General features: G+C 70.2%; 11 protein-coding genes. 7 read left to right on the top strand and 4 right to left on the bottom strand.

Features of this window, described 5'->3' with window-relative positions; translation table 11 throughout:
• Positions 1-3: 3 nt before the first annotated feature.
• Entirely contained in the window at positions 4-1029 is a 1026-nt protein-coding gene (locus ABD378_RS14785; RefSeq protein WP_344521338.1) for a YncE family protein, read from the bottom strand.
• A 236-nt stretch (positions 1030-1265) separates the two neighbouring features.
• Between ABD378_RS14785 and ABD378_RS14780 the strand changes: the two genes are divergently transcribed.
• The 4 genes from ABD378_RS14780 (at position 1266) to ABD378_RS14765 (ending at position 7563) form a co-directional block, all read left to right on the top strand.
• Positions 1266-2513 (top strand): glycosyltransferase, encoded by a 1248-nt coding sequence (locus tag ABD378_RS14780; protein ID WP_344521337.1) that lies wholly within the window; start codon positions 1266-1268, stop codon positions 2511-2513.
• A 137-nt stretch (positions 2514-2650) separates the two neighbouring features.
• Entirely contained in the window at positions 2651-2959 is a 309-nt protein-coding gene (locus tag ABD378_RS14775; RefSeq protein ID WP_344521336.1) for a trypco2 family protein, read from the top strand.
• 9 nt (positions 2960-2968) lie between these two features.
• Positions 2969-6931 carry a hypothetical protein gene (locus ABD378_RS14770; RefSeq protein WP_344521335.1) on the top strand — a complete coding sequence of 1321 codons (3963 nt, stop codon included), beginning with the start codon at positions 2969-2971 and terminating at the stop codon, positions 6929-6931.
• Positions 6932-7056: 125 nt separating this feature from the next.
• Positions 7057-7563, top strand: a complete 507-nt coding sequence (locus ABD378_RS14765; protein ID WP_344521334.1) for a carboxymuconolactone decarboxylase family protein — start codon at positions 7057-7059, stop codon at positions 7561-7563.
• Between the two features lie 27 nt (positions 7564-7590).
• Here the strand turns inward: ABD378_RS14765 and proP are convergent, their stop codons facing one another.
• Positions 7591-9135: a glycine betaine/L-proline transporter ProP gene (gene proP / locus ABD378_RS14760; protein ID WP_344521333.1), complete on the bottom strand. Its 1545-nt coding sequence runs from the start codon at positions 9133-9135 to the stop codon at positions 7591-7593.
• Between the two features lie 204 nt (positions 9136-9339).
• Entirely contained in the window at positions 9340-11154 is a 1815-nt protein-coding gene (locus tag ABD378_RS14755; RefSeq protein WP_344521332.1) for a flavin-containing monooxygenase, read from the bottom strand.
• A 210-nt stretch (positions 11155-11364) separates the two neighbouring features.
• Between ABD378_RS14755 and ABD378_RS14750 the strand changes: the two genes are divergently transcribed.
• The 3 genes from ABD378_RS14750 to ABD378_RS14740 all read left to right on the top strand — a co-directional run bounded on the left by ABD378_RS14750 (position 11365) and on the right by ABD378_RS14740 (position 13802).
• Positions 11365-12435: an SDR family NAD(P)-dependent oxidoreductase gene (locus ABD378_RS14750; protein WP_344521330.1), complete on the top strand. Its 1071-nt coding sequence runs from the start codon at positions 11365-11367 to the stop codon at positions 12433-12435.
• A 65-nt stretch (positions 12436-12500) separates the two neighbouring features.
• Positions 12501-12626, top strand: a complete 126-nt coding sequence (locus ABD378_RS14745; RefSeq protein ID WP_344521328.1) for a hypothetical protein — start codon at positions 12501-12503, stop codon at positions 12624-12626.
• 132 nt (positions 12627-12758) lie between these two features.
• Entirely contained in the window at positions 12759-13802 is a 1044-nt protein-coding gene (locus ABD378_RS14740) for an SMP-30/gluconolactonase/LRE family protein (protein ID WP_344521326.1), read from the top strand.
• A gap of 3 nt (positions 13803-13805) precedes the next feature.
• Here the strand turns inward: ABD378_RS14740 and ABD378_RS14735 are convergent, their stop codons facing one another.
• Positions 13806-14342 (bottom strand): TetR/AcrR family transcriptional regulator, encoded by a 537-nt coding sequence (locus ABD378_RS14735; RefSeq protein ID WP_344521418.1) that lies wholly within the window; start codon positions 14340-14342, stop codon positions 13806-13808.
• Between the last annotated feature and the right edge of the window lie 58 nt (positions 14343-14400).

The raw sequence follows: 14400 nt of genomic DNA, 5'->3' as shown, positions 1-14400 counted from the left end.
AGTTCAGGAGGCAGCTGGCAGCAGTACCGCAGAGTCTGGTTCCAACTGGGTGTCGAAGCCGTCGACGACGGCGAACCGGTCCAGATCGACGACGGCGATCCGATGGGTGCCCAGCAGGGACACGTACGCCAGCGGCCTGGTGGGATGGAGTGTCACCGCGGACGGGGTTCCGTCCAGTTGAAGGGAGCGGATCCGCCGCAGGTCGGTGCCCCACACGGTGAGGGTGTTGGCGACGATGTCCGTCACCAACAGCCGTTCGTCGTCGATCGTGTAGACCCGCAACGGGTCTCCGCCCGTTCTCCTGCTGCGCCGTATCTTCATGGTGCGGGCGTCGACGGAGACCAGCGAGGAGCTCTTACGGGCTCCGACGAACAGCGTCTTCTCATCCCGGCTCAGACAGCTGCTCTCGGGCAGTTGGCCGGGAGTGACCAGCACGGGCGGGACGGCGGCGTCGTGGGGGCGCACGAGGCTCACCGTGTGGGACAACAGCCCAGTGACATAGGCTCGTTCGCCGTCGCGGCTGAGCGTGAACAGATGGGTCTTCACGCCGTGGGTGGGCACCGCCCTGGTCGGTGCCTGGTCGGTGGACGGGGCGTCGAAACCGAGCAGTACCGCCTTCTCCTCGCTCAGGGCGTACAGCCGGTCCTGACGGTCGATGCCCATGCCGTGGATGCGGTTGAAGGGCCGGGTGTCGATGGTCCGGGCCAGGGACCGCTCGGCCAGGTCGATGACGAAGACGGCGGCGCCGCCATCGCCGACGGTGGACGCCATGCGCACTCCGTAGTGCCCGACGTAGGCGAATCGCCTGCGCGAGTCGACGACCATCTCATGCGGGTAGTCGGGCAGCCGGACGGTCTCCTGGCGCTGCCCCGACACGGCGTCGTAGAAACTGACCGCGTGACTGCTCTTCTCCACCACCACCAGTACGTCGGCCTTCGACGCCCGGGAAGCGCCTGAGGCGGGCGTGGACAGTCCGCTCGCCAACGTCCCGGCATCCACCGCCTTGATCACCGTCCGACGTGTCGCCACAGTCCCGCACCCCGATCTCTCGACAGCCGCCATGGTCTCCGGCGAGGGAAGCCCCGGAAACCCCCCTCGCGCGCAATCACGAGCTTGCTCGACGCGAGACCGTGGTGTCTAGATCACCTTGGGGGGCGTGCGGCTGTGGGTGCGGGCCGCCTGCCGGAACTTCGGCCGCGCCGACACACCGCCGAGCAGATCCGTCACGCGCCGTGCTCGGTCCTGTGGTCTGACATCCTGACGCGGTGCGCGTACTGATCGTGACGGCGGGGAGCTGGGGCGATGTCGCCCCCTACACCGGACTGGGAGTGCGACTGCGCTCAGCGGGCCACGAGGTGGCACTCGCCACCCATGAGCGCTTCGAGCAGGCGGTGACCGCCCACGGACTGGGCTTCAGACCCTTGCCCGTCGACCCGCGGCAGGAACTGGCCTCGCAGGTCGGGCAGGGCCTGGCCAGAGCGGTCAGCCCACCTGTGGCCATGGCGCGATTGATGCGTATGGCACGGGCGTTCATGCCGCAACTGACGGCGGGCGTCGCGGATGCCGTACGAGAAGGCGCCGATGTGGTCCTGAGCTCCACGGTCACCGACCCCGCGTGTGCCGTGCTCGGCGAGGCGCTGGGACTGCCGACCATCGGGGTGTACCTCCAGCCGATCCAGCCCACCGGCGCCTTTCCGCCGCTGATCACCGGCGCCCGCTCCTTCGGGTCACACGGCAACCGCCTGGCCGCCCACGCCCTGTGGGTCGGCAGCGACCAGATCTTCGCCCCTGCCGTCCGCGCCCTGCGCCGTGAACTGGGCCTGCCGCGCCAGCGATTCAGCGGCCCGCTGAGCCTGCCGCGTGGGCGTACCGTCCTGCACGGCTTCAGCCCGCAGATCGTCCCCCGCCCCACGGACTGGCCCACCGGCCACGAAGTGTGCGGCTACTGGTGGCCCCAGACCCCGCCCGGCTGGGAGCCTGAGCCACGCCTGCTGGACTTCCTCGGCGCAGGCCCGCCGCCCGTCTTCGCAGGCTTCGGCAGCTTCGTCACCGCTGACTCCCAGCGATTGAGCACCCTGCTCGCCGACGCCATGCGCCGCGCAAAGGTTCGCGGCATCATTCAGGCCGGCTGGAGCGGCCTGCACGCCGAGAACGACGACCTGATCACCGTTCAAGAAGTGCCCCACGCCTGGCTGTTCCCCATGACGGCTGCCGTCATCCACCACGCCGGTGCCGGTACCACCGCGGCCGCCCTGCGCGCCGCGACCCCCTCGGTCCCGGTCCCGGTCCAGTTGGACCAGCACTTCTGGGCCACCCGCCTGCACACCCTGGGCCTCTCACCGCGCCCCCTGCGCTACCAGCGCCTGACGGCGGAACGCCTCTCCCAAGCGATCACCACAGCCGTCCACAGCCCGCCCCTCCGCTCCCGCGCTCACGACATCGCCGCCGCCCTCGCCCGGGAGGACGGCACCCGCCAGGTCCTCACGACCATCGAGCGGCTTGGGCGGCGATGAGACGCTGACGTCGCCGCGAGGCCGAGCCGCCGGCTGCCGCACGGCGCTCGCCGCTGTGTGATGAGGCGGTTTGCGTGCGGGACGGGCCGCCGTCGTCAATGATGAATGGCGGGGTCATGAACGAGACGGGGTGTGGCATGGCGGGACTGGAGCTGACTACGGTCGTTGACGCGATCCGTGGGCAACTTGAGGATTCGATGAACAGATCCGCGGGGCAGCGGATCCAATTCGAGCTCGGAGACATCGAGTTGGAATTCTCGGTCACGGTGACCGAAGACTCGAGGCGCGAGGGCAGCGTCAAGGTGTGGGTGCTCGGCGCCGGTGGCAGCCAGGGCAGTTCGTCCGCAGCCGCCCATCGTGTGAAGCTCGTGCTCAAGCCCAAGGACACCGTGGGCGGTGGATCGCCGCACGTCTCCGATCCGTCTGTCACCGGCCTCCCCAGGTAGCCGGGCGTCATGGACGGCCGGGTCGTGGAGGTGTGGTGCGACGGCGGCTACGGATCGGGCTACCTGGTCGGCCCGAGCCATGTGCTGACCGCACTGCATGTGGTGGCCGAGGGTGTGCGCGACACGGACAAGATCTTCAAGGAGAGCGCCAGGGCCGTTCGCGCCCGAGAGACCCTCAAGGTGCGCTCCGCGGCCGGCGGTGACTGGTGCGGCGCCACGGTCGTCTGGCCCGGACCGGACGGCGACGACTCGCCGGACGTGGCGCTGCTCAGGACGGATCGGCCATTGACTGCAGGGGCCGTCCGATGGGGGCAGTTGACCACTCTGCTCCCCGACGTGCGTTGCGAGTTCACCGGGTTCGCGAAGGTCCAGTCGTACGAGACGCAGACGCCCGGGGTCGCGGTCAGGGACCTAGAACGCATGCCGGGCAGCATCGTCCCCGGCACCGGCCACAAGGCCGGATACCTCTTCGTACGGCCGGACGGCCGGCTCGGACGGGACCTCTGGCAGGGGATATCGGGTGCCGCCGTGCTGAGCCACGGTCTGGTGACCGCCGTGGTCCTGGCCGCCCGGCCCGACGACAGCCGTCTGATCTGCTACCCGGTCGAGCGCCTGCTGGCCGATCCCGCCTTTTGCGCCGCGCTCGGCAGCCGCCCGACGGCCGAGTCGGTGGAGCTCAGCCCCTATCTCGTCCTGTCCGCCCGTCAATCCGCCGATTCCTTCTCCCCGGCGTCGCTGCTGCGCGCACAGAACAAGGCCGTCCGTTTCCACGGCAGGGAGGACGAACTGCGGCGGCTCGTGCAGTGGTGCACCGGTGAGGGCGGTCCGCTGCGCCTGCTCACCGGGCCCGGCGGACAGGGCAAGACCCGGCTCGCCCTGGAGCTGATGACACGGCTGGGTGCCGAATGGACCTGCGGCTTCCTGGATGCGACGACCGACAAGGACTGTGCGGCCGTCACCGAGATGATCGAGCGGGCCGCCCGGCCCACGCTCCTGGTCGTCGACTACGCCGAAACCAGGCCGCGCAGCACCTGCGACCGCACCGGCCAGATCGAGACCCTCACCCGGGCAGTCACCGCGGCCCGGCGCGAGGTGCCACTCAGATTGCTCCTCCTGTCGCGCTCGGCGGGCGACTGGTGGGAGCAGATCATCGGCGAGTCAGCCGAGTTGGGCCACATGCTGCGCGCCACCGAGGTTACGGAGCTGGCCGCGCTGGAGCGCTCTGCCCCGGGGCGGCAGCAGCTCTTCAAGGACGCCTGGGAGGACTTCGCCCTGCGGCTTGAGGACGTCCTGCCGGACTGGCGACGGCCGCGACTGGATCCGCCCGATCTGCGGCACGAGCGGTACGACGCGGCGCTCATGGTCCACATGGAGGCACTCGCCTGCCTGCTCGAGCCGGAGCGTGACGTAGGCGCCCGGCATGCCGAGGAGGTGATCCTCGCCCATGAAGAGCCTTATTGGCGGCGTGCTGCCAGGGCCGCGGGAATCACCGTGCATCCGCGCACCCAGCGACGGGCCGTGGCGGCGGCGGCGCTGTTCGGCGCGGCCGACGAGCCGCAGGCACAGCAGCTCCTCGCGGCCCTGCCGGACCTGTCCACGGCGGGCGGGGACGAGCGGCTTCGCGTTGCCCTCTGGCTGCAGGACCTCTATCCGGCGCCGAGCGGTGAGTCCACGGCGTTCTGGGGCTCGCTGCAGCCCGACCTTCTCGCCGAATATCTGGTCGCGGCCGTGCTCAGAGAGGGCGCGGAGCTGCTCGGGCCCGTCGTGCCGCACTGTGCGCCCCGGCAGGTGCGCAGGGGACTGACCGTGCTCGCGAGGGCCGGCTTGCACCAGCCGGAGGTCGACGACCGGCTGCGGGCCTGGGTCGGAACGTTGGGGGAGCACCTGCCGGAAGCCGTGCGGGTGGTCGCGGAGACCGAGAACCCCGGCCCGCTCCTTGAGGCGCTGGACGGACTCGATCGCGAAGCCCTCCCTCACGAGCGGCTCGTCGACCTCGCCGACGCGATACCGCATCGCAGTCGGCGTCTCGCGTATTTCGCAGCCGAGGTCCAGGCGGACATCACCGCCCACGCCCGGAAGGTGAGGGCGGCCGACGGCTCGGAGCCCACCATCCGACGCCTGGCCACGGCGCTTGCGCACGAGAGCGCGCGCCTGGAGGACGTCGGGCGACGCGTTCACTCGTTGCGGGCGCTGGAGGAAGCCGTCGCACTGCGCGAGACGATGACGGGGGACACCCCCGGGCAGCGGCTCGAACTGGCGCGCATGTACATCTCGTTGGCCGCGGGACTGTCGGCGAACGGCCGCACCGAGGAAGCAGCCCGGCGCGCACAGCAGGCCTTCAACACGCTGAACGCTCTCAAGGACGCGGACCTTCCCCTCGTGACCCTGTTGCGTTCGCTCGGCGCTCTTGCTCTGCGGCTCATGGAGGCGGGCAGAGGCGAGGAGGCGATACCGCTCCTCGAATGGGTCACCGACTCGTACCGCAAGGTCATCGCCGTGATGGAAGCCGACGCTGCCTCCGAGCGGAGCGCGGTCGACGGCATACGGGATGAGCTCGCCAAGTGGCAGAACAACCTGGCCGGAGCACTGCACCATGCCGGACGCCATGAGGAGGCGCTCTTCCAGGGCGAGAGCGCGGTGGCCGCCCGCCGTGAACTCGCCGAAGCCCGACCGGACGTCTACCTGGCGGGTCTTGCAGCCTCACTGAACAATCTGGTGGGGTTCCAGTGGTCGGCGGGCGACGCGAGAGCGATGGAGACCGCGTACGAGGCGGTCGCTGTCTTCGAGACTTTGACCCTGAGCAACCCCGCGGCCTTTCTGCACCGCTTCGTGGCCGCTGTTCGCCACGTCATGTCGCTGTACATCAGGACCCCGGACGGCGACAGCCGCCGCCTGACGCAGGTGGCCATGGCGGTCACCCGGCTCTATGGGCAGTTGCGGGAGTCGAGGCCCTGGGTGTTCCTGCCGGTGCTTGTGTCGACCGTGCATCTGCCGGGCGACCATGAGCGGGGTGCCGAGAAGGCCATGCACATGCTCATGGACCGGGGCTCGGGGCAACCCCGTGATGTGCGTCAGGCGGACGAGGCCGTCAGTCTGTACCGCAACCTCTGCTCGGTCGACCGGAAGCTCTACGAGCCTTATCTCGTAAGGGCGTTGACCACACTCGCCGATCTCCTTGATGCCGCCCTGGACCCGGGCGGTGCACGCGGGGCGATCCAGGAGCTGATCGTGCTGCAGCGCACGCGAGTGGACGTGACGGAAGAGGACCGGTCCAATCTGCTGTGGGCACTCAACGACATGGTGAGGCGACTGGCCGATGCCGAGCAGTTCGACGCGGCGGTCCCCTACGCGCGTGAACTGGTCGATGTTCTGCGGAAGTTGCCCGACCATGAGGCGGCCGAATGGCGGCGCGACATGGCGAGCGCGCTCTACCTGCAGTTCAACATGGTGCAGGAATCGTCCGGCCAGGGCTACGTCTTCGAAGAGATGGTGGAGTTCGCGGAGCTGTGCGACGGGCTCGGTGGCGTTCTCGACGACGAAATGCTCCGGAGTTTCGGGAAGAAGCTCATCGACCTGGTCATGCCGCTCACCGAGAACGATCAGCCGCATGCGTCCGTCGGTCTTGCGGAGGTGGCGTACCGCCTGTCCAGCACTCTGTACAGGCGCTCTCCCAAGGACGGGGAACCGGGCCTCTGCAGAGCGCTGTCGGTGCTCGGTGAGTGCTATCGGATCGCCGGCCGGGTGGGTGACGCCGTCGTCGTCCTGGTCCGGGGCATCGAATCGGCCCGGCGTCTGGGCAACGAGGGCGCTGAGTCGATCGCCTGGCAGGCCATGGGTCTTGCCGCCCGTGCCGACCCGGAGGAAGCGAAGGCCGCGTGGCACCAGGTGGTCCGCGGAGCGCCGTTCCCCGAATTCCGCGTCGGGCCCGAGGACGAACACCCGAGGACGAACACCAGTCCTCCGAGTGAGTAAAAGGGCCTGGGAATCCTTCTCCGGGCGAGCAGGCGGCGCACTGGTGACTTCCATAGGCTCGAGCGCGCGATGACCTCGACCGAATGGAGCGCGGCAGCCCGCCGTCCCTCTCGAACGGAGCCGACATGGAGTATCCAGATCTGTCCGAACTGCCCCTGGAGCTGCAGGAGGCCGTGACCGCGCACGGCTCGCTCAACGTCTTTCGGATGATGATGCACTCACCGAACCTGGCGCCGGGCGTACTGACACTCGGGGATGCGATCCTGCGGCGGAACTCACTGCCGGACACCTTGCGGGAACTCGCCATTGTGCGGGTCGGTCGGGTCTACGGAGCGGCCTACGAGGTTCACCACCACGAGAAAGGCGCTCGTCTCGTCGGACTGGGGGATGAGGCGCTCGCCGCCGCCGAGACCGGTTCGACCGGGGAGCTGCCCGCGCCCGAAGCAGCCGTCCTGACCGCCACGGACCGGCTGCTGGCCCACCACACACTCGACGAGGCCGAGCGTGACGAACTGCTGGCGTTCCTGACGGTGAACCAACTCGCGGACCTCGTCATCACCGTGGGCTTCTACCAACTCATCTGCGACTTCCTCAACACCTTCGAGGTGACGGTCGAGGACCAGGCCGCCTAGCCCCGTTGCGGCCGGCCCTGGGGCTGATCAGTCCCCGCGCTTACGGCCTCTCGTGGAGTGGTTCGAGCCCCCGCGAGGGTGCCACAACCGCAGCCACACGTCTCGTGCGTGACGCCCCGCCTCCGAGCGGCTGCGCGCCACCATCTCGCGGGCCTCGTCGTGCGTCTCGACCATGGGGCCGGAGCCACGCAGGGGGCGGCCGGCTGTCTCGTGCAGGAAGAACGTCGAGACCAGTCCGATCGCTCCAGCCACCATCAAGTAGAAGGCCGGCACCAGGGTGTTGCCGGTCTTGTCGACCAGGAAGGAGGCGAGCAGCGGCGTGGTGCCGCCGAAGAGGGAGACGGAGATGTTGTACGCGATCGACAGGGCGCCGTACCGCAGACGGGTGGGGAACAGGGCCGGCAGTGTCGCCGCGGCCGTGCCGGCGAAGCAGACCAGGAGCAGACCGAGGATGGCGCAGCCGAAGGCGGGCAGGAGGATCCCGCCCTCGCGGATCAGCAGGAACGCCGGAATGGCGAGTGCGATCAGGGCGATGCTGCCGCCCATGAACATGGGGCGTCTGCCCCACCGGTCGGAGCTGCGGCCCACTGTGGTGATGGCGAGAGCGACCAGCAGCATGGTGCCGAGCACCAGCAGTTGAGCCGTCGTGTCGCTCTCACCCAAGGTCACTGTCATGAACGTGGGGAGATACGACGTCACCATGTAGTTCGTGACGTTGTAGAGCAGCACAAGACCCATACAGATCAGCACCGCCTGCCAGTGGCGGGTGAAGATCTCCTTGAGGCGCCCCTTGCCGGACTGGCGAGCCTGCTCGATGGGGTCGTTCTCCCCGCTCTCGGGTCCTGCCTCGCGCTCCGCGGCGGCGGACGCCGCTTCCTGCTGGAAGGCGGGCGTCTCCTCCAGTTTCAGCCGCATGTACAGGCCGATGAGCCCGAGCGGTCCTGCGATGAAGAAGGGGATACGCCAGCCCCAGCTCTCCAGGCCGTCCGACCCGAGGGTCAGCGTAAGCACGGTCACCAGGCCCGACCCCAGGGAGTAGCCCACGAAGGTCCCGAAGTCGAGCCAGCTCCCCAGGAAGCCGCGCCGCTGATCGGGTGCGTACTCGGCGATGTAGGTGGTGGCACCGGCGTACTCGCCGCCCGTGGAGAAGCCCTGGACCAGTCGGCATACGAGCAGCAGCAGCGGGGCGGCGAAACCGATCGAGGCGTACGAGGGCAGCAAACCGACCGCGAACGTGCTCGCGGCCATCATGATCATGGTTGCGGCGAGCACCTTCTGCCGGCCGATACGGTCGCCCAACGGTCCGAACACCAGACCGCCCAGCGGGCGAACGAGGAAGGCCGCGGCGAACGTGGCGAAGGTGGCGACGACCTGGGCCCCGGGCGAACTGGACGGAAAGAAGACCTTTCCGATCGTGCCCGCCAAATAGGCGTAGACGCCGAAGTCGAACCACTCCATGGTGTTGCCGAGTGCGGCAGCCGTCACCGCGCGCCGCACTTTCGGGCGATCCGAGACCATCACGTCCTCGGCACTGAGCGCCTTCTTCCGGCGACGCAGCAATGTGCGCGCCATACGGTCGGTCGCCGAACGTGATGTGCGCGTCGTTTCCGTCTCCGGCCCACGCGGCCGTCGGGGCGTTCTGTGCGGAAGGCCTTTCACCATGAAGCTTTTCTCCTCTTGCCTGAGAAAAAGCCGTGTCGCCGCAAAATTAGGCTGATCAAGACCGACCGGCAAATTGTCCGCCCGTCGATCGATGCCGCAAGCGCCAGCAGGGAATCAGGCCGAGGTGACGGTCCTGGCCCGGAGCGCCTCGCCCATGTTCGCCTCACGCCAGTGCCGCAGCAGTTCGTGGAAGGCGACGGCGCCGTGCGGGTAGGCCGTGGGGCCGTTCGGGCGGCCGCGGCCTTCGCCGTTGTAGTAGCCGGGGGTGCATTCGGCGTGGAACCACGCGTGGTCGGGGGCGCCCTGCGCGCAGACGTCGACCCAGGCGTCCTCGGCCTCGGGGGCGGGCTCCACGACGGCGCCCTTCTCCTCCGCGGCGGCGACCAGGGCGGCGGCGTGGACGGCCTGCTCGTCCAGGATGTGCGTGAAGTTCACGCTGCTGGCGTTCTGCAGTGAGCCCATCCGGATCAGGTTCGGGAACCCGCTGCTGGTGAAGCCGTGCAGGGTGCGCGGGCCCCGTTGCCTCAGGGTGTTCAGCAGGCCGACGCCGTCGCGGCCGGTCACGGGCAGCTTCCCGGAGGTGATGCCGGAGAGGCCCACGGAGAACCCGGTGGCGAACACCAGGCAGTCGACCTCGTACTCGACCCCGCCCACGACGACGCCGCGCTCGGTCATGCGCTCGATGCCGTGGGTGTCGGCCGTGTCCACCAAGGTGACGTTGTCGCGGTTGAACGCGGGCAGGTACTTGTCGGAGAACGTGGGCCGCTTGCACGCGTACCGGTACCAGGGACTGAGGGCCGCGGCGGTGGCCGGGTCGGTGACTTCGGCGGCGACGCGTGCACGGATCTGGTTCATCGTCGCGTGGTCGGCGGCCTCGTAGGCGGCCTCGAAGTCCGGCTCACCGTGTCGGCGGAAGCTGGGCAGGAGCTTCTCGAGCAGGCCGGCCGACTCCGTCCAGCGATCAGCGACCAGGTCCTGCCCGGCATCCTCTCCGGAGCAGATCCGCAGGAAGTTCTCACGGCGCTCGGCAGCCCAGCCCTGCCGGTCCGCGCCGACCTGGCGCGGCGTCATGCGCTGCTGGCCGCGCACGTCCACGGCCGAGGGGGTGCGCTGGAAGACATACAGGTGACCGGCGTCCTCGGCCAGCATCGGGATGACCTGCACGCCGGTGGCGCCGGTGCCGACGACGCCGACCCTCTTGCCCGCGAGGCCCTCCATGCCGCCCTCGGGGCTGCCGCCGGTGTACCCGTAGTCCCAGCGCGAGGTGTGGAAGGTGTGGCCCCGGTAGTCCTCGATGCCGGGGATGCCGGGCAGCTTGGGCTCGGAGAGCGTGCCGGTGGCGGTGATGACGTAGGTGGCCCGGAACTCGTCGCCCCGGTCAGTGGTGACCACCCACTGCTCGACCGCCTCGTCCCAGACCAGGGAGGTGACAGCGGTGGAGAACAGTGCGTGATCGTAGAGGCCGAACCGCTCGGCGACACGCACCGCGTGCCGGCGGATCTCCTCGCCCGGGGCGTACTTCCACTCGGGCACGTATCCGGTCTCGTCCAGCAGCGGCAGATAGACGTGCGACTCGATGTCGCAGTGGATGCCGGGGTAGCGGTTCCAGTACCAAGTGCCGCCGAAGTCGCCGCCCTTGTCGATGACACGCACCTTCGCCACGCCCTGCCCGCGCAGCCGCGCGCCCGCCAGGATCCCGCCGAACCCGCCACCGACGACCGCGACGTCCACCACGTCCCGCAGCGGCTCGCGCTCCGCCACCTCGCCGGTGTACGGGTCGGCTGCGAAGTAGCCGAACTCCGCCTCCGCGGACCGGTACTGGCCCGACTCCTCGGGGCGTACGCGGCGTTCACGCTCGAGGCGGTAGCGCTCGCGCAGGGCGACGATCTCCTGCGGGGTGGGCTGAGTGGCGCACTGCGGCAGGGGCATGGTGCGAGGTCCTCTCGTGGGGGGGGGGTGGGGGGAGGTGCGTCGGGCGTCGCGCAGGCGTGATCAGTGCGTGATCAGCACGTGATCAGTGCCCTCGCTGGAGCGTTCCGCGCGGGCACAGGTACCGTAACGCAGGAACCGGACAGGGTTGTCCGGTTGGGGTCGGTCGCCCCGCGTCCTGCCCGAACGCCACGACACGAAAGGCCTGCCATGACGACGACGCCGAACCTCACTCCCGCCTCCCCGCTGCGCGACTGGCTGGCGGAACCGACCGCCGGACAGGTCCTGCGCGGCCTGCTTGCTTCCCAGGGACAGAGCGAGGAGGCGCTTGCCCCCGCCCTCGGCCTGCCGCTTGAGCAGCTCGTGAAGATGTCCGGGGGGAAGTTCCCGCCGGAGCTGGTGGACGTGCTGGTCACGGCGGCCGAGACCGGGCAGGTCCCCGAGGGCCTGCCGACCGCGTCGCCGACCGGCGCCGCCACGGCGGTGGAGCCCGACCTGGGCGTAGAGATCGGCACCCCCGAGCCGTGGACCGAGCAGGTCACGCCCGGCCGCTTCGACGGCCAGAGCGTCGTCGTCACCGGAGCCGCCTCCGGCATCGGCAAGGCCGTCGCCTCCCGCGTCGTGCGCGAGGGCGGCCGCGTGGTCGCCGTCGACATCTCCGCCGACGGCCTCGCGGCCTTGGCCGCCGGCCTGGGCGATGCGGTCGTACCCGTCACCGCGGACATCACCGCACCCGCGTCCGCCGACGCGGTCCTGGCCGCCGCGGGCGGTCGCGTTGACGCTCTGGCGAACGTCGCGGGCGTGATGGACAACGACGCCGCCGTGCACGAGGTCGACGACGCGACCTGGGCCCGCGTCATGCGCATCAACGTCGACGGCCCGATGCGCCTGATGCGCGCCCTCGTGCCCGGCATGCTCGCGGCGGGCGGCGGCCGCATCGTCAACGTCGTCTCCGAGGCGGCTCTGCGCGGCTCGGCGGCCGGCGCCGCCTACACGACCTCGAAGCACGCCTTGGTCGGCCTGACGATGTCGTCGGCGTTTCAGTACGCGGGAACGGGCGTGCAGATCAACGCTGTTGCCCCTGGCGCGGTGGCCACCGGCATCCCGATGCCCGCCGCCGCCCCCTATGGCTCGGCCCGCACGGCGAAGATGCGCGTGGCGATACCGCGCCTGGCCGTGGCCGAAGAGCTTGCCGCCTCGATCACGTTCCTGCTGAGCGAGGACGCGGTGAACATCAACGGCGCCATCCTGCCCTCCGACGGCGGCTGGTCGGCCGCCTGACCACCTGTCCGGCCACAGCACGCCCGGTGCCCGCGCCGAGCCCCTCCCGCACGGCGAAGATGCGCGTGGCGATACCGCGTCTGGCCGTGGCCGAAGAGCTTGCCGCCTCGATCACGTTCCTGCTGAGCGAGGACGCGGTGAACATCAACGGCGCCATCCTGCCCTCCGACGGCGGCTGGTCGGCCGCCTGACCACCTGTCCGGCCACCGCACGCCCGGTGCCCGCGCCGGGCCCTCCCGCGCCGGAGCCGCACCCGGCAGCGCATATCCCGCACACCACCACGTCCGGACCGCCCGGACGCCAGGAAGGAGCACCTACACCCCATGCCCGCCCACCGCACACCCCGCCGCCCCCGCGCCGCCCTGGCGATTCTGGCCGCCGGTGGCCTGCTGGCCCTGACCGGATGCGGCACCCAGACCACCACCGCCGCACCGGCCTCGCGCCCCGCCCCGTCCGGCCAGGGCAGAACCATCCACGCCACCCAGATGGCTCACGTGACCGACCCGCACCAGGCCACCGGCAGGACCCTGCTGGAGGGCCCGGTCCTGGACGAGGACGGCGGCCTGTACGTCGTGGACGTCACCGCGCCCCCCGGCGAGCCCAAGGTCATCTCCGTCGACCTGGCCACCGGAAAGCACAAGGGGGTCTACACCGACAAGACCGGCGCCTACACCTCCGCGCAGCTCAGCCCGCGCGACGGCCGCCTGTACCTCACCGACTACACCGGATCCATCGTCAGCATCGAGCCGGACGGCTCGGACCCGCGCACGTTCTTCTCCGGTGAGGTCGACGGCTCCGCCACGAACCTCGACGACATCGCCTTCGACGACGAGGGCAACCTGTACGTCAGCGACCTGCACGGAATGAAGCCCGGCGAGGCCAAGGGCCGCATCGTGCGCATCGACCGCGACGGCGAGCAGGCCACCGTCCTGGCCGACGGGCTCGCCCACCCCAACGGGGTGATGTTCGACCCCGAGCTGCACGGCCTGTGGATCAGCGAACTCGCGGAGAACACCATCTCCTACCTACTGCTCGACGCCGACAAAACCGCCGTGGCCTCCCAGCACGAGGCCATCCACGTCGACGCCGGCGTGGCCCAGACCGACTCCATCGCCGTGGACGCCGACGGCAACCTCTACCAGGCACTGCACGGCAGGCCGGCCATGGCCGTCTACAGCCCGAACGGCGAACGGCTGGCCACCGTCGAGGTTCCCGCCAAGGCCGCCAAGGGCCTGGAGTCGGCGACCAACGTCGCCATCACCCCGGGAGGCACGAAGGCCTACATGACCGTCAGCGGCCCCGACGGCGGATACGTCTTCACGTTCAACGCGCTCGGCAAGGGCATCCGTCAGTCCAACGGCGGCTGATGGTCACACGTCGACGACGGTCTCGACGGGCCGCAACGGCCCCACCTCGACGTCGAGCAGGCGCCAGGCCGCAAGAGCACGGCGTTCCCGTTCCGCCGGGTTGGGGCCGTTGACGGCCCCGGAGACCATCGCGACCGCGAGCATGGCGTCGTCGGCGGACAGCCGGTGACCGGCGGGCAGACACCGGGACAGGGCGCCGTGGACGCGCCCGGCCAGCGCCCGGGCCTGCTCGCCGTCGCCCCGTGCGTGCCGTATGCGCAGCAGATCGACGAATGCCGTCGAGCGGGTCAGGTGCCAGGTGACCACGCCCAGGACACTCGCGAGGCTCGCGTCGGCTTCGTCGGCGGCCTGTTCGATCTGCTGGACGTTCTCGTCCAGGACGGCGGAGACGAGCACGACCCGGTCGGCGAAGTGCCGGTAGAGGCTGCCCTGTCCTACCCCGGCGCGGCGGGCGACGGCCGACAGCGGGGCGTCCAGACCCTGCTCGGCGAACACCTCGCGGGCGGCAGCGATGAGTGCGGCACGATTGCGCGCCGCCACCCGCCGCCCTTGGTTGGCCGGACGGCCTGCTCCGTCCGCGCTGCCGCGGCTGCCCTGC

The organism is Streptomyces rectiviolaceus (assembly GCF_039533825.1).
GTDB classification, from domain to species: Bacteria; Actinomycetota; Actinomycetes; order Streptomycetales; family Streptomycetaceae; genus Streptomyces; species Streptomyces rectiviolaceus.
Note: the sequence above shows the minus strand (reverse complement) of the source record. Positions and strands in the feature narration are given on the sequence as shown.

Excerpts from the sequence above, each read along its gene's own strand:
- ABD378_RS14775 (WP_344521336.1), top strand. The coding sequence starts at position 2,651 with ATGGCGGGACTGGAGCTGACTACGGTCGTTGACGCGATCCGTGGGCAA.
- ABD378_RS14770 (WP_344521335.1), top strand. The coding sequence starts at position 2,969 with ATGGACGGCCGGGTCGTGGAGGTGTGGTGCGACGGCGGCTACGGATCG.
- ABD378_RS14765 (WP_344521334.1), top strand. The coding sequence starts at position 7,057 with ATGGAGTATCCAGATCTGTCCGAACTGCCCCTGGAGCTGCAGGAGGCC.
- proP (WP_344521333.1), bottom strand. The coding sequence starts at position 9,135 with ATGGCGCGCACATTGCTGCGTCGCCGGAAGAAGGCGCTCAGTGCCGAG.
- ABD378_RS14755 (WP_344521332.1), bottom strand. The coding sequence starts at position 11,154 with ATGCCCCTGCCGCAGTGCGCCACTCAGCCCACCCCGCAGGAGATCGTC.
- ABD378_RS14750 (WP_344521330.1), top strand. The coding sequence starts at position 11,365 with ATGACGACGACGCCGAACCTCACTCCCGCCTCCCCGCTGCGCGACTGG.
- ABD378_RS14740 (WP_344521326.1), top strand. The coding sequence starts at position 12,759 with ATGCCCGCCCACCGCACACCCCGCCGCCCCCGCGCCGCCCTGGCGATT.